The organism is uncultured Eubacterium sp. (assembly GCF_934295145.1).
GTDB lineage: Bacteria > Bacillota > Clostridia > Lachnospirales > Lachnospiraceae > Eubacterium_I.
In genome coordinates this window covers 1-15,032 of the sequence record NZ_CAKRAS010000023.1, presented here as the reverse complement: position 1 = coordinate 15,032, position 15,032 = coordinate 1, and the positions used below count along the sequence as shown (strand labels likewise).

Below are 15,032 nucleotides of genomic sequence, written 5' to 3'. Positions count from 1 at the left end.
GAAAAATTCAAAGGAGGCAATCTCAAATGGCAAAGAAAGTAGAAGGATATATCAAACTGCAGATTCCTGCTGGTAAAGCTACACCGGCTCCTCCAGTTGGTCCTGCACTTGGACAGCATGGCGTAAACATCGTAGAGTTTACAAAACAGTTCAACGCAAAAACAGCTGATCAGGGTGATCTGATCATCCCTGTAGTAATTACAGTATATGCAGACAGAAGCTTCAGCTTCGTTACAAAAACTCCGCCAGCACCGGTTCTGATCAAGAAAGCTTGCGGAATCAAATCTGGTTCAGGCGTACCGAACAAAACTAAAGTAGCAACAATCACAAAAGCTCAGATCAAAGAGATCGCAGAACTGAAAATGCCAGACTTAAATGCAGCATCCTTAGAGAGCGCTATGAGCATGATCGAAGGAACAGCAAGAAGTATGGGTGTTACTGTAGCTGAGGACTAATTAACGAAAATAAGTGGGAGGGTCCTCTCCCGATACAACCACAGGAGGTTATAATTCATGAAAAGAGGAAAAAGATATGTCGATAGTGCGAAAAAAATCGACAGAACAGTTCAGTATGAAAGTGCAGATGCAATCAAACTTGTAAAAGAGAACGCTACAGCAAAGTTTGACGAGACCATCGAACTTCACATCCGTACAGGTTGTGATGGACGTCACGCTGAGCAGCAGATCCGTGGTGCTGTTGTACTGCCACACGGAACAGGTAAAACAGTTCGTGTGCTTGTATTCGCTAAAGGTACAAAAGTAGACGAGGCTCAGGCTGCAGGTGCTGATTTTGTTGGTGGTGAGGAATTAATTCCGAAGATCCAGAACGAAGGATGGCTTGATTTTGATGTAGTAGTAGCTACACCGGATATGATGGGTGTTGTTGGACGTCTTGGACGTGTACTTGGACCGAAAGGTTTAATGCCAAACCCGAAAGCTGGTACAGTAACTATGGATGTTACAAAAGCAATCAATGATATTAAAGCAGGTAAGATTGAGTACAGACTGGACAAAACAAATATTATCCATGTGCCAATTGGAAAAGCATCCTTTACAGAAGAGCAATTAGCGGACAACTTCCAGACCCTTATGGATGCCATCATCAAAGCAAGACCAAGTGCACTGAAAGGTCAGTATCTGAAGAGCGTAACAATGACTTCTACAATGGGACCTGGTGTTAAATTAAACACTGCTAAATATGTGTAAAAAGTTTTGAATTGTTGTTGACATCGAAATGATACAATGATATAATTGCACTGTTGTGTGAAAATACAACAGTGTGTAATTGAAAAATTACAAAATTGCCGAAGACAGCAGGTGCCATCATGGCATAAACGCAGAACCTGCCGAGGGAATTACAAAACAGTTTAATGTTTGTGTAAAAGAATTTTCTCCCTCTGTCTGCGTGGCAGAGGGATTTTTTATGTAGCATGGAAAGTGAGTACTTCCTATGTGAATGGATTCCCGTTTTCGTCTGAGGAAACAAAATTTAAGAAGGAGGTGCACGATTCGTGGCAAAAGTAGAACTGAAACAGCCTATCGTTCAGGAAATCGCAGCTCAGATTGATGGTGCACAGTCTGTCGTAGTTGTAGACTACCGTGGACTTACCGTATCTGAGGATACACAGTTACGTAAAGAATTAAGAGAAGCTGGTGTTTCTTATAAAGTTTATAAGAACACATTAATGAATTTCGCATTCAAAGGCACTGATTTTGAAGCACTTGCACCGGTTCTTGAGGGACCAAGCGCAATCGCAATCTCAAAAGAAGATGCAACAGCTCCGGCAAGAATTCTTGCAAAATTTGCAAAAACAGCTCCGGCTCTTGAAATTAAAGCTGGTGTTGTAGAAGGCGATTATTATGATGCAGCAGGAATGCAGACAATCGCAAGCATTCCGTCCAGACAGGATCTTCTTTCCAAATTACTTGGAAGCATCCAGTCTCCGATCACAAACTTCGCTCGCGTTATCAATCAGATCGCAGAGCAGGGTGGCGCTGCAAACTGCGAGCCAGCAGCTGCTGAAGAGACAGCAGAGGAAGCTCCGGCAGCAGAAGAGACACCGGCAGAGTAATCCGGTGATGAAGCTGCAAATAGCAGCTTGAAAATTAGAATATTAAAAGATGAAAATATCGAAAAATTGGAGGTAAAAAGTAATGGCAAAATTAACAACCGCAGAATTTATTGAAGCGATTAAAGAGTTAACTGTTTTAGAGTTAAATGACCTTGTAAAAGCATGTGAAGAAGAGTTTGGCGTATCTGCAGCAGCAGGCGTTGTAGTTGCAGCAGCAGGCGGAGACGCAGCAGGCGCAGCTGAAGAGAAAACAGAGTTTGATGTTGAGTTAACAGAGGTTGGCCCGAACAAAGTTAAAGTTATCAAAGTTGTTCGTGAGTTAACAGGCTTAGGATTAAAAGAAGCTAAAGCTGTTGTTGACGAGGCTCCGAAGATGGTTAAAGAGGGCGCTGACAAAGCAGAAGCTGAGGATATCAAAGCTAAACTTGAGGCTGAAGGCGCTAAAGTTACTCTTAAATAATTTTATACAGATTATTTTCACCAGTCGGGAAACCGGCTGGTGTTTTTTTATGTAATAGGAAATTCAACGCAATTTCCTGTCAAACAAAAGCACTTCGTGCAAACGATGCGTACTCGCATATAAAAAGTAAAAAAAACTTGACTTGGAAAAACTAGTATGCTATTATGGTAAATGCACTATTGTGGTTTGATGGGGCTTATTGCGCCCTTTTCAGGGATAGAAAAAGAAAACGAGAGGTGAAGCGTCAATGGAGAAAAACAGGATACGTCCGGTCATAAACGGAAAAAGTTTGCGTATGAGTTATTCGAGACAAAAAGAGGTTCTGGAAATGCCAAACCTGATTGAGGTTCAAAAGAATTCCTACAATTGGTTTTTGGAAGAAGGCCTTAAAGAAGTGTTTGCGGATATTTCGCCGATTGCTGATTACAGTGGACATCTGAGTCTGGAATTTACAGATTTCACATTGTGTGAGAAGGATGTAAAATATTCCATTCCAGAGTGTAAAGAGCGTGATGCGACATATGCAGCTCCTTTAAAAGTAAAAGTAAGACTTTACAATAAAGAAGCAGACGAGATTAATGAGCATGAGATCTTCATGGGTGATCTGCCGCTGATGACAGAGACAGGTACATTTGTAATTAACGGTGCTGAACGTGTAATTGTAAGTCAGCTTGTTCGTTCCCCGGGTATTTATTATGGAATTGCCCATGATAAGATTGGAAAAGAACTGTATTCCTGTACTGTTATTCCAAACCGTGGTGCATGGTTGGAATATGAGACAGACTCCAATGATGTCTTCTATGTACGTGTAGACCGTACACGTAAAGTGCCGATCACAGTATTGATCCGTGCACTTGGTATTGGTACAAACCAGGAGATCATCGATCTGTTTGGTGAAGAACCAAAAATCATTGCAAGTTTTGGTAAAGACGTTTCTACAAACTATCAGGAAGGTCTTTTAGAGTTATACAAAAAAATCCGTCCAGGTGAGCCACTGTCTGTGGAAAGCGCAGAGAGTCTTATCATGGCAATGTTCTTCGATCCTAGAAGATATGATCTGGCTAAGGTCGGAAGATATAAATTTAATAAGAAATTAATGCTGAAAAACCGCATCAATGGACAGATTCTGGCAGAGGATGTTGTGGATCCGAGCACAGGTGAGGTTCTGGCAGAGGCAGGTCAGAAAGTCGATCGTGAACTGGCAGATGCGATCCAGAATGCGGCAGTTCCTTATGTATGGATCCAGACAGAGGAGAGAAATGTAAAAGTTCTGTCCAGTATGATGGTGGATCTTCGTCATTATGTAGATGTAAATCCGGAAGAACTGGGGGTTCATGAGCTGGTTTACTATCCGGTTCTGGCACAGATTCTGGAAGACAATACAGATATCGAGGATATCAAAGAAGCAATTCGCAGAAATATCCACGATTTGATTCCGAAACATATTACAAAAGAAGATATTCTTGCTTCTATTAACTATAATATGCATCTGGAGTACGGTATCGGAAACGATGACGATATCGATCACCTTGGAAACCGTCGTATCCGTGCGGTAGGTGAGTTGCTTCAGAACCAGTACAGAATTGGTCTTTCCCGTCTGGAGAGAGTAGTTCGTGAGAGAATGACAACACAGGATCTTGATACGATCACACCGCAGAGTCTGATCAACATCAAACCCGTTACAGCTGCAGTCAAAGAGTTCTTTGGTTCTTCCCAGCTGTCACAGTTCATGGATCAGAACAACCCACTGGGTGAGCTGACTCATAAACGTCGTCTGTCTGCATTAGGACCAGGTGGTCTGTCCAGAGATCGTGCAGGATTCGAGGTGCGAGATATTCATTACTCTCATTATGGAAGAATGTGTCCGGTAGAGACACCTGAGGGACCGAACATCGGTCTGATTAACTCCCTTGCATCTTATGCGAGAATTAATGAGTATGGTTTCGTAGAAGCACCATATCGTAAAATTGATAAATCAGATCCTAAGAATCCACGTGTAACAGATGAAGTTGTATACATGACAGCGGATGAAGAGGATAATTACCATGTAGCACAGGCGAATGAGAAACTGGATGAGAACGGATACTTCGTTCGTAATTCCGTATCTGGTCGATTCAGAGAAGAGACGCAGGAGTACGACAAGACATTATTTGATTATATGGATGTATCTCCGCAGATGGTATTCTCAGTTGCTACCGCATTGATCCCGTTCCTTGAGAATGATGATGCGAACCGTGCGCTGATGGGAGCAAACATGCAGCGTCAGGCCGTGCCGCTTCTGACTACAGAGGCACCAGTTGTTGGTACAGGTATGGAGCCGAAGGCTGCCGTTGACTCTGGCGTTTGTGTTGTTGCAAAACGTGCCGGTGTTATTGAACGCGCTTGCTCCAACGAAATTACAATCAAATACGATGATGACGGAAGCAGAGAGACAATCAAACTGACAAAGTTCTCTCGAAGCAACCAGTCTAACTGCTATAACCAGAGACCAATCGTATTCAAAGGCGACCATGTGCAGGCAGGACAGGTTATCGCTGACGGTCCTTCTACTGCAAACGGTGAGCTTGGTCTTGGTAAGAACCCGCTGATCGGATTCATGACCTGGGAAGGTTATAACTACGAGGATGCTGTACTGTTAAGTGAGCGTCTGGTTCAGGATGATGTTTACACATCTATCCATATTGAAGAATATGAAGCAGAAGCACGTGATACAAAGCTTGGACCGGAAGAAATCACAAGAGATGTTCCAGGTGTCGGCGATGACGCACTGAAAGATCTGGATGAGAGAGGTATCATCCGTATCGGTGCTGAAGTTCGTGCCGGTGATATTCTGGTTGGCAAAGTGACTCCGAAGGGAGAGACAGAGCTGACAGCAGAAGAGAGACTGCTTCGTGCGATCTTCGGTGAAAAAGCAAGAGAAGTACGTGATACTTCCTTAAAAGTACCGCATGGTGAGTACGGTATCGTTGTAGATGCAAAAGTATTTACACGTGAAAATGGTGATGAATTATCACCGGGTGTAAACCAGGCAGTTCGTATCTATATCGCTCAGAAGAGAAAAATCTCTGTTGGTGATAAGATGGCCGGACGTCATGGTAACAAGGGTGTTGTTTCCCGTGTACTTCCGGTAGAGGATATGCCGTTCCTTCCGAATGGCCGTCCGCTGGATATCGTATTAAATCCGCTGGGCGTACCTTCCCGAATGAATATCGGACAGGTGCTGGAGATTCATCTGAGTCTTGCTGCAAAAGCACTTGGATTTAACGTGGCGACACCAATTTTTGCCGGTGCAAAAGAGACTGATATTATGGATACTCTGGATCTGGCAAATGATTATGTAAACTTAACATGGGAAGAGTTCAAAGAGAAACATGAGGAAGAACTGCGTCCGGAAGTTCTTGATTATCTGTATGAAAACAGAGATCACCGTGAACTGTGGAAAGGCGTTCCGATTTCCCGTGATGGTAAAGTAAGACTGCGTGATGGACGTACCGGTGAGTATTTTGACAGCCCGGTAACAATCGGACACATGCATTACCTGAAACTGCATCATCTGGTAGACGACAAGATTCATGCACGTTCTACCGGTCCTTATTCTCTCGTTACACAGCAGCCGCTGGGTGGTAAAGCTCAGTTCGGTGGACAGCGTTTCGGTGAGATGGAGGTATGGGCACTTGAGGCTTATGGTGCAGCATACACACTGCAGGAGATCCTGACAGTAAAATCTGATGATGTGATCGGACGTGTAAAAACTTACGAAGCAATCATCAAAGGTGATAATATTCCTGAGCCAGGTATTCCGGAGTCCTTCAAGGTACTGTTGAAAGAGTTACAGTCACTTGGTCTGGATGTAACACTGGAAGACGAGAATGGTGAGGAAGTAAAACTGCTTGAAACAAGCGAATATGGAAATACAGACCTGAATGCGATCATTTCCGGAGACAGAAACTTCAACTACGAAGAGAAAGAGTCCTTCGGAGCAATGGGATTCTCAAAACAGGAATTCAATGAAAACGAAGAACTGGTAGATGTAGAAGAAGAGCAGGAGAACTCTGACGCAGATGATTTTATGGAAGAGTTTGATGATAGCATTCTTGATGAAGAATAAGAGGAAGGAGCGTTGTAAATGCCAGAAACAAACAGTAAAGAAGTCGGCACAAACATAGCGTTCGATGGTATCCGCATCGGACTGGCTTCACCGGAAAAAATATTGGAATGGTCCCGGGGCGAAGTAAAAAAACCGGAAACCATTAACTATAGAACTTTAAAACCAGAAAAAGATGGTTTGTTCTGTGAGCGTATTTTTGGACCGAGCAAGGACTGGGAATGCCACTGCGGAAAATACAAAAAAATCCGTTATAAAGGCGTTGTCTGCGACCGATGTGGTGTTGAAATTACAAAATCTAACGTACGTAGAGAACGTATGGGACATATTGAGCTGGCAGCTCCGGTATCTCATATCTGGTACTTCAAAGGTATTCCGAGCCGTATGGGATTAATCCTTGATATTTCTCCACGTACACTGGAGAAAGTTCTGTATTTTGCTTCTTATATCGTACTTGACAAAGGTGAGACAGACCTGCAGTATAAGCAGGTTCTGTCCGAGGCAGAATATCAGGAAGCATATGAAAAATACGGAAATACTTTCCGTGTAGGCATGGGAGCAGAGTCCATCAAAGAACTTCTCGAATCCATTGACCTTGAGAAAGATTCCGCAGAACTAAAAGCTGCCTTAAAGACAGCTACAGGTCAGAAACGTGCAAGAATCATCAAGAGACTGGAAGTTGTAGAAGCATTCCGTGAGTCTGGCAACAGACCGGAGTGGATGATCATGACTGTTATCCCGGTTATTCCACCTGATTTACGTCCGATGGTACAGCTGGATGGTGGTCGTTTCGCAACATCTGATCTGAATGATCTGTATCGTCGAATCATCAACCGTAACAACCGTCTGAGAAGACTGTTAGAGCTTGGAGCACCGGATATCATCGTTCGTAATGAGAAACGTATGCTTCAGGAAGCTGTAGATGCCCTGATCGACAATGGACGTCGTGGCAGACCGGTTACAGGACCTGGTAACAGAGCATTAAAATCTCTTTCTGATATGCTGAAAGGTAAAGGTGGACGTTTCCGTCAGAACCTGCTTGGTAAACGTGTTGACTATTCAGGACGTTCCGTAATCGTAGTAGGACCGGAATTAAAGATTTATCAGTGTGGTCTTCCGAAAGAAATGGCCATCGAGCTGTTCAAACCGTTCGTTATGAAAGAACTGGTTGCAAACGGAACAGCACACAATATTAAAAGTGCAAAGAAAATGGTAGAAAAACTTCAGACAGAGGTATGGGATGTTCTGGAAGAAGTTATCAAAGAGCATCCGGTTATGCTGAACCGTGCTCCTACATTGCATAGACTTGGTATTCAGGCATTTGAGCCGATTCTTGTAGAAGGTAAAGCAATCAAACTTCATCCGCTTGTTTGTACCGCTTACAATGCCGATTTCGATGGTGACCAGATGGCTGTTCATCTTCCGCTTTCCGTGGAAGCTCAGGCAGAGTGCCGTTTCATGTTACTGTCTCCGAACAACCTGTTAAAACCGTCTGATGGTGGCCCGGTAGCTGTTCCTTCTCAGGATATGGTCCTTGGTATTTACTATCTGACACAGGAGAGACCGGGAAGCATCGGTGAAGGTCACTACTTCAAGAACCTGAACGAGGCAATTCTTGCATACGAGAACGGATATGTAAAATTACATTCCAGAATCCATGTTCGTGTGACAAAGAAAATGCCGGATGGCACAGAGAAGACAGGAACTGTTGAGTCTACACTTGGACGTTTCATCTTCAATGAAATCCTTCCGCAGGATCTTGGATTTGTAGACAGAAGCAAACCGGAAAATGATCTGGTACTGGAAGTAGATTTCCACGTTGGTAAAAAAGGTCTGAAACAGATTCTTGAGAAAGTTATCAACATTCACGGAGCTACAACCACAGCAGAAGTTCTGGATGATATTAAAGCGATGGGTTATAAATACTCTACAAGAGCTGCTATGACCGTATCTATTTCTGATATGACAGTTCCGGAGAAAAAACCGGCACTGATCAAAGAGGCACAGGATACTGTAGATCTTATTACAAAGAACTACAAGCGTGGACTTATCACAGAGGAAGAGCGTTACAAAGAAGTTGTTGAAACTTGGAAAGAGACTGATGATGAGCTTACCCAGGAGCTGTTATCAGGACTTGATAAATACAACAATATCTTCATGATGGCTGACTCCGGAGCCCGTGGTTCTGATAAACAGATCAAACAGCTGGCTGGTATGCGTGGTTTGATGGCTGATACAACCGGTAAAACTATCGAGTTGCCGATCAAATCAAACTTCCGTGAGGGACTTGACGTATTGGAGTACTTCATGTCTGCCCATGGAGCTCGTAAAGGTATGTCCGATACAGCACTTCGTACCGCCGATTCCGGATACCTGACAAGACGTCTGGTTGATGTGTCTCAGGATTTGATCATCCGCGAGACAGACTGCTGCAAGGAAAGACGTGAGATCGCTGGTATGTACGTAAGTGCATTTATGGATGGCAAAGAGGAAATCGAAAGCCTTCAGGAGCGTATTACAGGACGTTTTGCATGCGAGGATATCTGCGATGCAGATGGAAATGTGTTGGTTGCAGCAAATCATATGATCACACCAAAACGTGCTGCTCTGGTTATGAGTAAAGGTGTAGATGAGAACGGAGAGCCGCTTGAAAAAGTAAAAATCCGTACAATTCTTACCTGCCGTTCCAAAGTCGGTGTTTGTGCAAAATGCTACGGCGCAAACATGGCAACTGGTCAGGCCGTACAGGTAGGCGAGGCAGTTGGTATTATCGCTGCTCAGTCCATCGGTGAGCCTGGTACACAGCTTACAATGCGTACATTCCACTCCGGTGGTGTTGCCGGTGATGATATCACACAGGGTCTTCCTCGTGTCGAGGAGCTTTTTGAGGCAAGAAAACCGAAAGGACTTGCTATTATCACAGAGTTCGCTGGTGTTGCTACTATTAAAGATACAAAGAAAAAACGTGAGATCATCGTTACAAGCCCGGAAACAGGTGAGACGAAAGCGTATCTTATCCCTTACGGTTCCAGAATCAAGATTGCCGATGGTGCAGTACTTGAAGCTGGTGACGAGCTTACCGAAGGTAGCGTAAATCCGCATGATATCCTGAAAATCAAAGGTGTTCGTGCAGTTCAGGATTATATGCTTCAGGAAGTACAGCGTGTATACCGTTTACAGGGTGTAGAAATCAATGATAAGCACGTTGAGGTCATTGTTCGTCAGATGCTGAAGAAGATCCGCATCGAGAACAACGGAGATTCTGATTTCCTGCCAGGAACCATGATTGACTTCCTTGATTATGAGGAAGAAAATGAGAAGCTGGCTGCAGAAGGAAAAGAACCTGCAGAAGGAAAACAGGTACTGCTTGGTATTACCAAAGCTTCCCTGGCTACAAACTCATTCCTGTCAGCTGCGTCCTTCCAGGAGACAACAAAGGTTCTGACAGAGGCAGCAATCAAAGGTAAGATCGATCCGTTGATCGGTCTGAAAGAGAACGTAATCATCGGTAAACTGATTCCGGCCGGAACAGGTATGAAGAGATATCGTTCTATTCGCCTGGATTCTGATATTGATGAGAATGCAGAAATCGATGTAGATGATCTGTTTGGTGAAGATCTGTTAGCTGATGGCGCAGATGTTGAAACTGCAGAAACAGAAGTAGATGCTGTTACACCTGAGACAGAAGAAGCTGCAGAAACAGAAGAAACTGTAACAGAATAATAAAAAACAGTAAATAAATGTTTATATAATATAGAAGGCGGTGTCACAGGACATCGCCTTCTATGTATATGTATAAAAACAGAAAAAATGGGAAAAATCAGAAAATACGCTTGACAATAGCAGGTACAATCACTATACTATTTTAGTGTGCATAAAAGCGCACAAGAAACTTTTTACAAAATATACAGGAGGTGAATAGAATGCCAACATTTAACCAGTTAGTAAGAAAAGGTCGTCAGACATCTGCTAAAAAATCTACAGCACCTGCATTACAGAAAGGTTACAACTCTTTACAGAAAAAACCTACAGATGCAGCTTCTCCGCAGAAGAGAGGTGTTTGTACAGCAGTTAAGACTGCAACCCCGAAAAAACCTAACTCAGCTCTTAGAAAAATCGCCAGAGTTCGTCTTTCTAACGGAATCGAAGTAACAAGCTACATTCCGGGTGAAGGCCACAACTTACAGGAGCATAGTGTTGTTCTGATCCGTGGTGGTCGTGTAAAAGACTTACCAGGTACAAGATACCATATCATCAGAGGAACACTGGATACAGCAGGCGTTGCAAACAGACGTCAGGCTCGTTCCAAATACGGCGCTAAGAGACCGAAAGCAGGCAAATAGGACCTGTAAAAGACCAATAGTATCACAAACAGAACTATTGTAAGTGTTGGAATTCTTTTTATCGACGATAACAGATAAAGATAGATGTTCCCAGCATGAACACATTAGAGAGACACATGTGAGTACCGTTGAATTAATCGATTAAGAAACTGCTGTGAAAGACAGCAAGCCAAAACCATGATTAAGGAGGGAAGTACCGTGCCACGTAAAGGACATAATCAGAAAAGAGAAGTTTTAGCAGATCCTATGTACAATAACGTAGTAGTTACAAAACTTATCAACAACATCATGTTAGATGGTAAGAAAGGTGTAGCTCAGAAAATTGTATACGGAGCTTTTGATCGTGTTGCAGAGAAAACTGGAAGACCGGCTCTCGAAGTATTCGAAGAGGCTATGAACAACGTTATGCCTGTACTTGAAGTAAAGGCTAGACGTATCGGTGGTGCAACATATCAGGTACCGATCGAAGTAAGACCGGACAGACGTCAGACACTTGGACTGCGTTGGTTAACAATGTTCTCCAGAAAAAGAGGAGAGAAAACAATGGCAGACAGACTGGCAAATGAGATTATGGATGCAGCTAACAATACAGGCGCATCTGTAAAACGTAAAGAAGACATGCACAAGATGGCAGAAGCAAACAAAGCATTCTCCCATTTCAGATTCTAAGAGGAGGAAATCACCATGGCAGGAAGAGAATATCCGCTTGAGAGAACCAGAAATATTGGTATCATGGCTCATATCGATGCAGGTAAAACTACATTAACAGAGCGTATCCTTTATTATACTGGTATTAACTATAAAATTGGTGATACTCACGAAGGTACTGCTACCATGGACTGGATGGAGCAGGAGCAGGAGAGAGGTATCACAATTACTTCAGCTGCTACAACATGCCACTGGACACCGCAGAAAGAAAATAAACCTGCACCGGGTGCAAAAGAGTACCGTATCAACATCATTGATACTCCAGGTCACGTTGACTTTACAGTAGAAGTAGAGCGTTCCCTTCGTGTACTGGATGGCGCCGTTGGTGTCTTCTGTGCAAAGGGTGGTGTAGAGCCTCAGTCAGAGAACGTATGGCGTCAGGCAGACACATACAATGTACCACGTATGGCATTCATCAATAAGATGGATATCCTTGGTGCAAACTTCTACGGAGCAGTAGACCAGATCCGTGAGCGTTTAGGTAAAAACGCAATCTGCTTACAGCTTCCAATCGGAAAAGAAGATGACTTCAAAGGAATCATCGACTTATTCGAGATGCAGGCTTATATCTACAACGATGAGAAAGGTGAAGACATCAGCATTGAGCCGATTCCGGAAGATATGCAGGATGAGGCAGAGCTTTACCATGACGAGTTAGTAGAGAAAATCTGCGAGTTAGATGATGATCTGACAATGATGTATCTGGAAGGCGAAGAGCCGTCCGTTGAGCAGTTAAAAGCTGTTTTAAGAAAAGCTACATGTGAGTGTACAGCTGTACCGGTTTGCTGTGGTACTGCTTACAGAAACAAAGGTGTACAGAAACTGTTAGATGCTGTCGTAGAATTTATGCCGGCACCGACAGATATTCCAGCTATCAAGGGTGTTGACCTGGATGGTAATGAGATTGAGAGACATTCATCTGATGATGAGCCGTTCTCCGCTCTTGCATTCAAGATCATGACAGACCCGTTCGTTGGAAAACTTGCATTCTTCCGTGTATACTCCGGTACAATGAATTCCGGTTCTTACGTACTGAATGCAACAAAAGATAAAAAAGAGCGTGTTGGACGTATCCTTCAGATGCACGCTAACAAGAGAACTGAGCTGGACAAAGTTTACTCAGGTGATATCGCAGCCGCAGTTGGATTCAAAATCACTACAACAGGTGATACAATCTGTGACGAGCAGCATCCGGTAATCTTAGAGTCCATGGAGTTCCCAGAGCCGGTTATCGAGCTTGCAATTGAGCCGAAAACAAAAGCTGGACAGGGCAAGATGGGTGAAGCTCTTGCAAAACTTGCAGAGGAAGATCCTACTTTCCGTGCTCATACAAACACTGAGACAGGCCAGACAATCATCGCCGGAATGGGTGAGTTACATCTGGAAATCATCGTTGACCGTCTGCTTCGTGAGTTCAAAGTAGAGGCAAACGTTGGTGCTCCTCAGGTTGCTTACAAAGAGTCATTTACAAAACCTGTTGATCAGGAATACAAATATGCAAAACAGTCCGGTGGACGTGGTCAGTACGGACACTGTAAAGTTAAATTCGAGCCGATGGATGCAAACGGTGAAGAGACATTCAAGTTTGAGTCCGCAGTTGTTGGTGGTGCTATTCCGAAAGAGTACATCCCGGCAGTTGGAGAAGGTATTGAAGAAGCAGCTAAGGCTGGTATCATTGCTGGATTCCCGGTTGTAGGTGTGAAAGCTACAGTTTACGACGGATCTTATCATGAGGTCGATTCCTCTGAGATGGCATTCCATATTGCCGGATCTATGTGTTTCAAAGAGGCTATGCAGAAAGCAAGCCCGGTTCTTCTTGAGCCGATCATGAAAGTAGAAGTTACTATGCCGGAAGAGTACATGGGTGACGTAATCGGTGATATTAACTCTCGTCGTGGACGTATCGAAGGTATGGATGACCTTGGCGGTGGAAAAATCGTTAGAGGTTATGTACCGCTGGCAGAGATGTTTGGATACTCTACAGACTTACGTTCCAAAACACAGGGACGTGGTAACTACTCAATGTTCTTCGAGAAATATGAGCCGGTTCCGAAGTCTGTACAGGACAAAATTATTTCCGCAAAAGCAAAATAAAACTTGAAATACTTTGACCTTTTTAATATAATCGAAGTATCGAGTGATAAGATTCAATTAAGAATTATGAATGCCGAAGGCATACAATTTTAAGGAGGACGCAAAAATGGCAAAAGCTAAATTTGACAGAAGCAAACCACATTGTAACATTGGTACAATTGGACACGTTGACCACGGTAAAACAACTTTAACAGCTGCTATTACAAAAGTATTAGCTGAGAGAGTAGAAGGAAACGAGAAAGTAGATTTCGAGAATATCGATAAAGCTCCAGAAGAGAGAGAGCGTGGTATCACAATTTCTACAGCTCACGTTGAGTATCAGACAGCAAAACGTCACTATGCACACGTTGACTGCCCAGGCCATGCTGATTACGTTAAAAACATGATCACTGGTGCTGCTCAGATGGATGGCGCTATCCTTGTAGTAGCTGCTACAGACGGTGTTATGGCTCAGACAAAAGAGCACATCCTTCTTTCCCGTCAGGTAGGTGTACCTTACATCGTTGTATTCATGAACAAATGCGATATGGTAGACGATGAGGAGCTGCTTGAGTTAGTAGAGATGGAGATCACAGAAGTTCTGGAAGAGTATGACTTCACAGACTGCCCGATCATCAAAGGTTCTGCTTTAAAAGCTCTGGAAGATCCGATGGGCGAGTGGGGCGACAAGATCATGGAGCTCATGGACACAGTTGATGAGTATATTCCGGATCCGCAGCGTGCAACAGATCAGCCATTCCTTATGCCGGTAGAGGACGTATTCACAATCACAGGTCGTGGTACAGTTGCTACAGGTAGAGTAGAGCGTGGTACTCTTCACATCAACGAGGAAGTTGAAATCGTTGGTATCAAAGAGGAGATCCAGAAAACAACTGTTACTGGTATTGAGATGTTCCGTAAACTGTTAGACGAGGCTCAGGCTGGTGATAACATCGGTGCATTACTTCGTGGTATTAAGAGAGAGGACATCGAAAGAGGTCAGGTTCTTACAAAACCAGGTACAATTACATGCCATACAAAATTCACAGCTCAGGTTTACGTACTGACAAAAGATGAGGGTGGCCGTCATACACCGTTCTTCAACAACTATCGTCCGCAGTTCTACTTCAGAACAACTGACGTAACAGGTGTTTGCAACCTTCCAGAAGGTACAGAGATGTGCATGCCTGGCGATAACGTAGAGATGACAATCGAGCTCATCCACCCAATCGCTATGGAGCAGGGTCTTACATTCGCTATCCGTGAAGGTGG

Annotated in this window: 10 protein-coding genes and 1 other annotated feature; all 10 genes read left to right on the top strand. The window is 43.6% G+C overall.

Annotated elements, in window-relative coordinates; all coding sequences use genetic code 11:
- The first annotated feature begins 26 nt into the window (after window positions 1–26).
- Window positions 27–455, top strand: a complete 429-nt coding sequence (gene rplK / locus Q0I54_RS06215) for a 50S ribosomal protein L11 (protein ID WP_021740503.1) — start codon at window positions 27–29, stop codon at window positions 453–455.
- A gap of 57 nt (window positions 456–512) precedes the next feature.
- A complete protein-coding gene (gene rplA, locus Q0I54_RS06210; RefSeq protein WP_109214642.1) occupies window positions 513–1,205 on the top strand; it encodes a 50S ribosomal protein L1 in 693 nt (230 codons plus the stop codon).
- Window positions 1,206–1,285: 80 nt separating this feature from the next.
- Window positions 1,286–1,431: a sequence feature (ribosomal protein L10 leader region), on the top strand.
- A 79-nt stretch (window positions 1,432–1,510) separates the two neighbouring features.
- Window positions 1,511–2,071, top strand: a complete 561-nt coding sequence (gene rplJ / locus Q0I54_RS06205) for a 50S ribosomal protein L10 (protein WP_296117324.1) — start codon at window positions 1,511–1,513, stop codon at window positions 2,069–2,071.
- Window positions 2,072–2,153: 82 nt separating this feature from the next.
- The gene (gene rplL / locus Q0I54_RS06200; protein WP_021740500.1) at window positions 2,154–2,531 is read left to right on the top strand and encodes a 50S ribosomal protein L7/L12; all 378 of its coding nucleotides are present in this window, start codon (window positions 2,154–2,156) and stop codon (window positions 2,529–2,531) included.
- Window positions 2,532–2,778: 247 nt separating this feature from the next.
- Complete coding sequence (locus tag Q0I54_RS06195) at window positions 2,779–6,639, top strand: DNA-directed RNA polymerase subunit beta (RefSeq protein WP_296117323.1); 3,861 nt, start codon at window positions 2,779–2,781, stop codon at window positions 6,637–6,639.
- Between the two features lie 18 nt (window positions 6,640–6,657).
- On the top strand, window positions 6,658–10,359 hold the full coding sequence (gene rpoC / locus Q0I54_RS06190; RefSeq protein ID WP_296117321.1) for a DNA-directed RNA polymerase subunit beta': 3,702 nt from the start codon (window positions 6,658–6,660) through the stop codon (window positions 10,357–10,359).
- A gap of 200 nt (window positions 10,360–10,559) precedes the next feature.
- The gene (gene rpsL, locus Q0I54_RS06185; protein WP_109214647.1) at window positions 10,560–10,979 is read left to right on the top strand and encodes a 30S ribosomal protein S12; all 420 of its coding nucleotides are present in this window, start codon (window positions 10,560–10,562) and stop codon (window positions 10,977–10,979) included.
- Window positions 10,980–11,177: 198 nt separating this feature from the next.
- Window positions 11,178–11,648 carry a 30S ribosomal protein S7 gene (gene rpsG / locus Q0I54_RS06180; RefSeq protein WP_022035452.1) on the top strand — a complete coding sequence of 157 codons (471 nt, stop codon included), beginning with the start codon at window positions 11,178–11,180 and terminating at the stop codon, window positions 11,646–11,648.
- A 15-nt stretch (window positions 11,649–11,663) separates the two neighbouring features.
- On the top strand, window positions 11,664–13,781 hold the full coding sequence (gene fusA / locus Q0I54_RS06175; RefSeq protein WP_278493214.1) for an elongation factor G: 2,118 nt from the start codon (window positions 11,664–11,666) through the stop codon (window positions 13,779–13,781).
- 106 nt (window positions 13,782–13,887) lie between these two features.
- Window positions 13,888–15,032: elongation factor Tu (tuf, locus tag Q0I54_RS06170; protein WP_296117313.1), on the top strand; the 1,145-nt coding region annotated here is incomplete at its 3' end.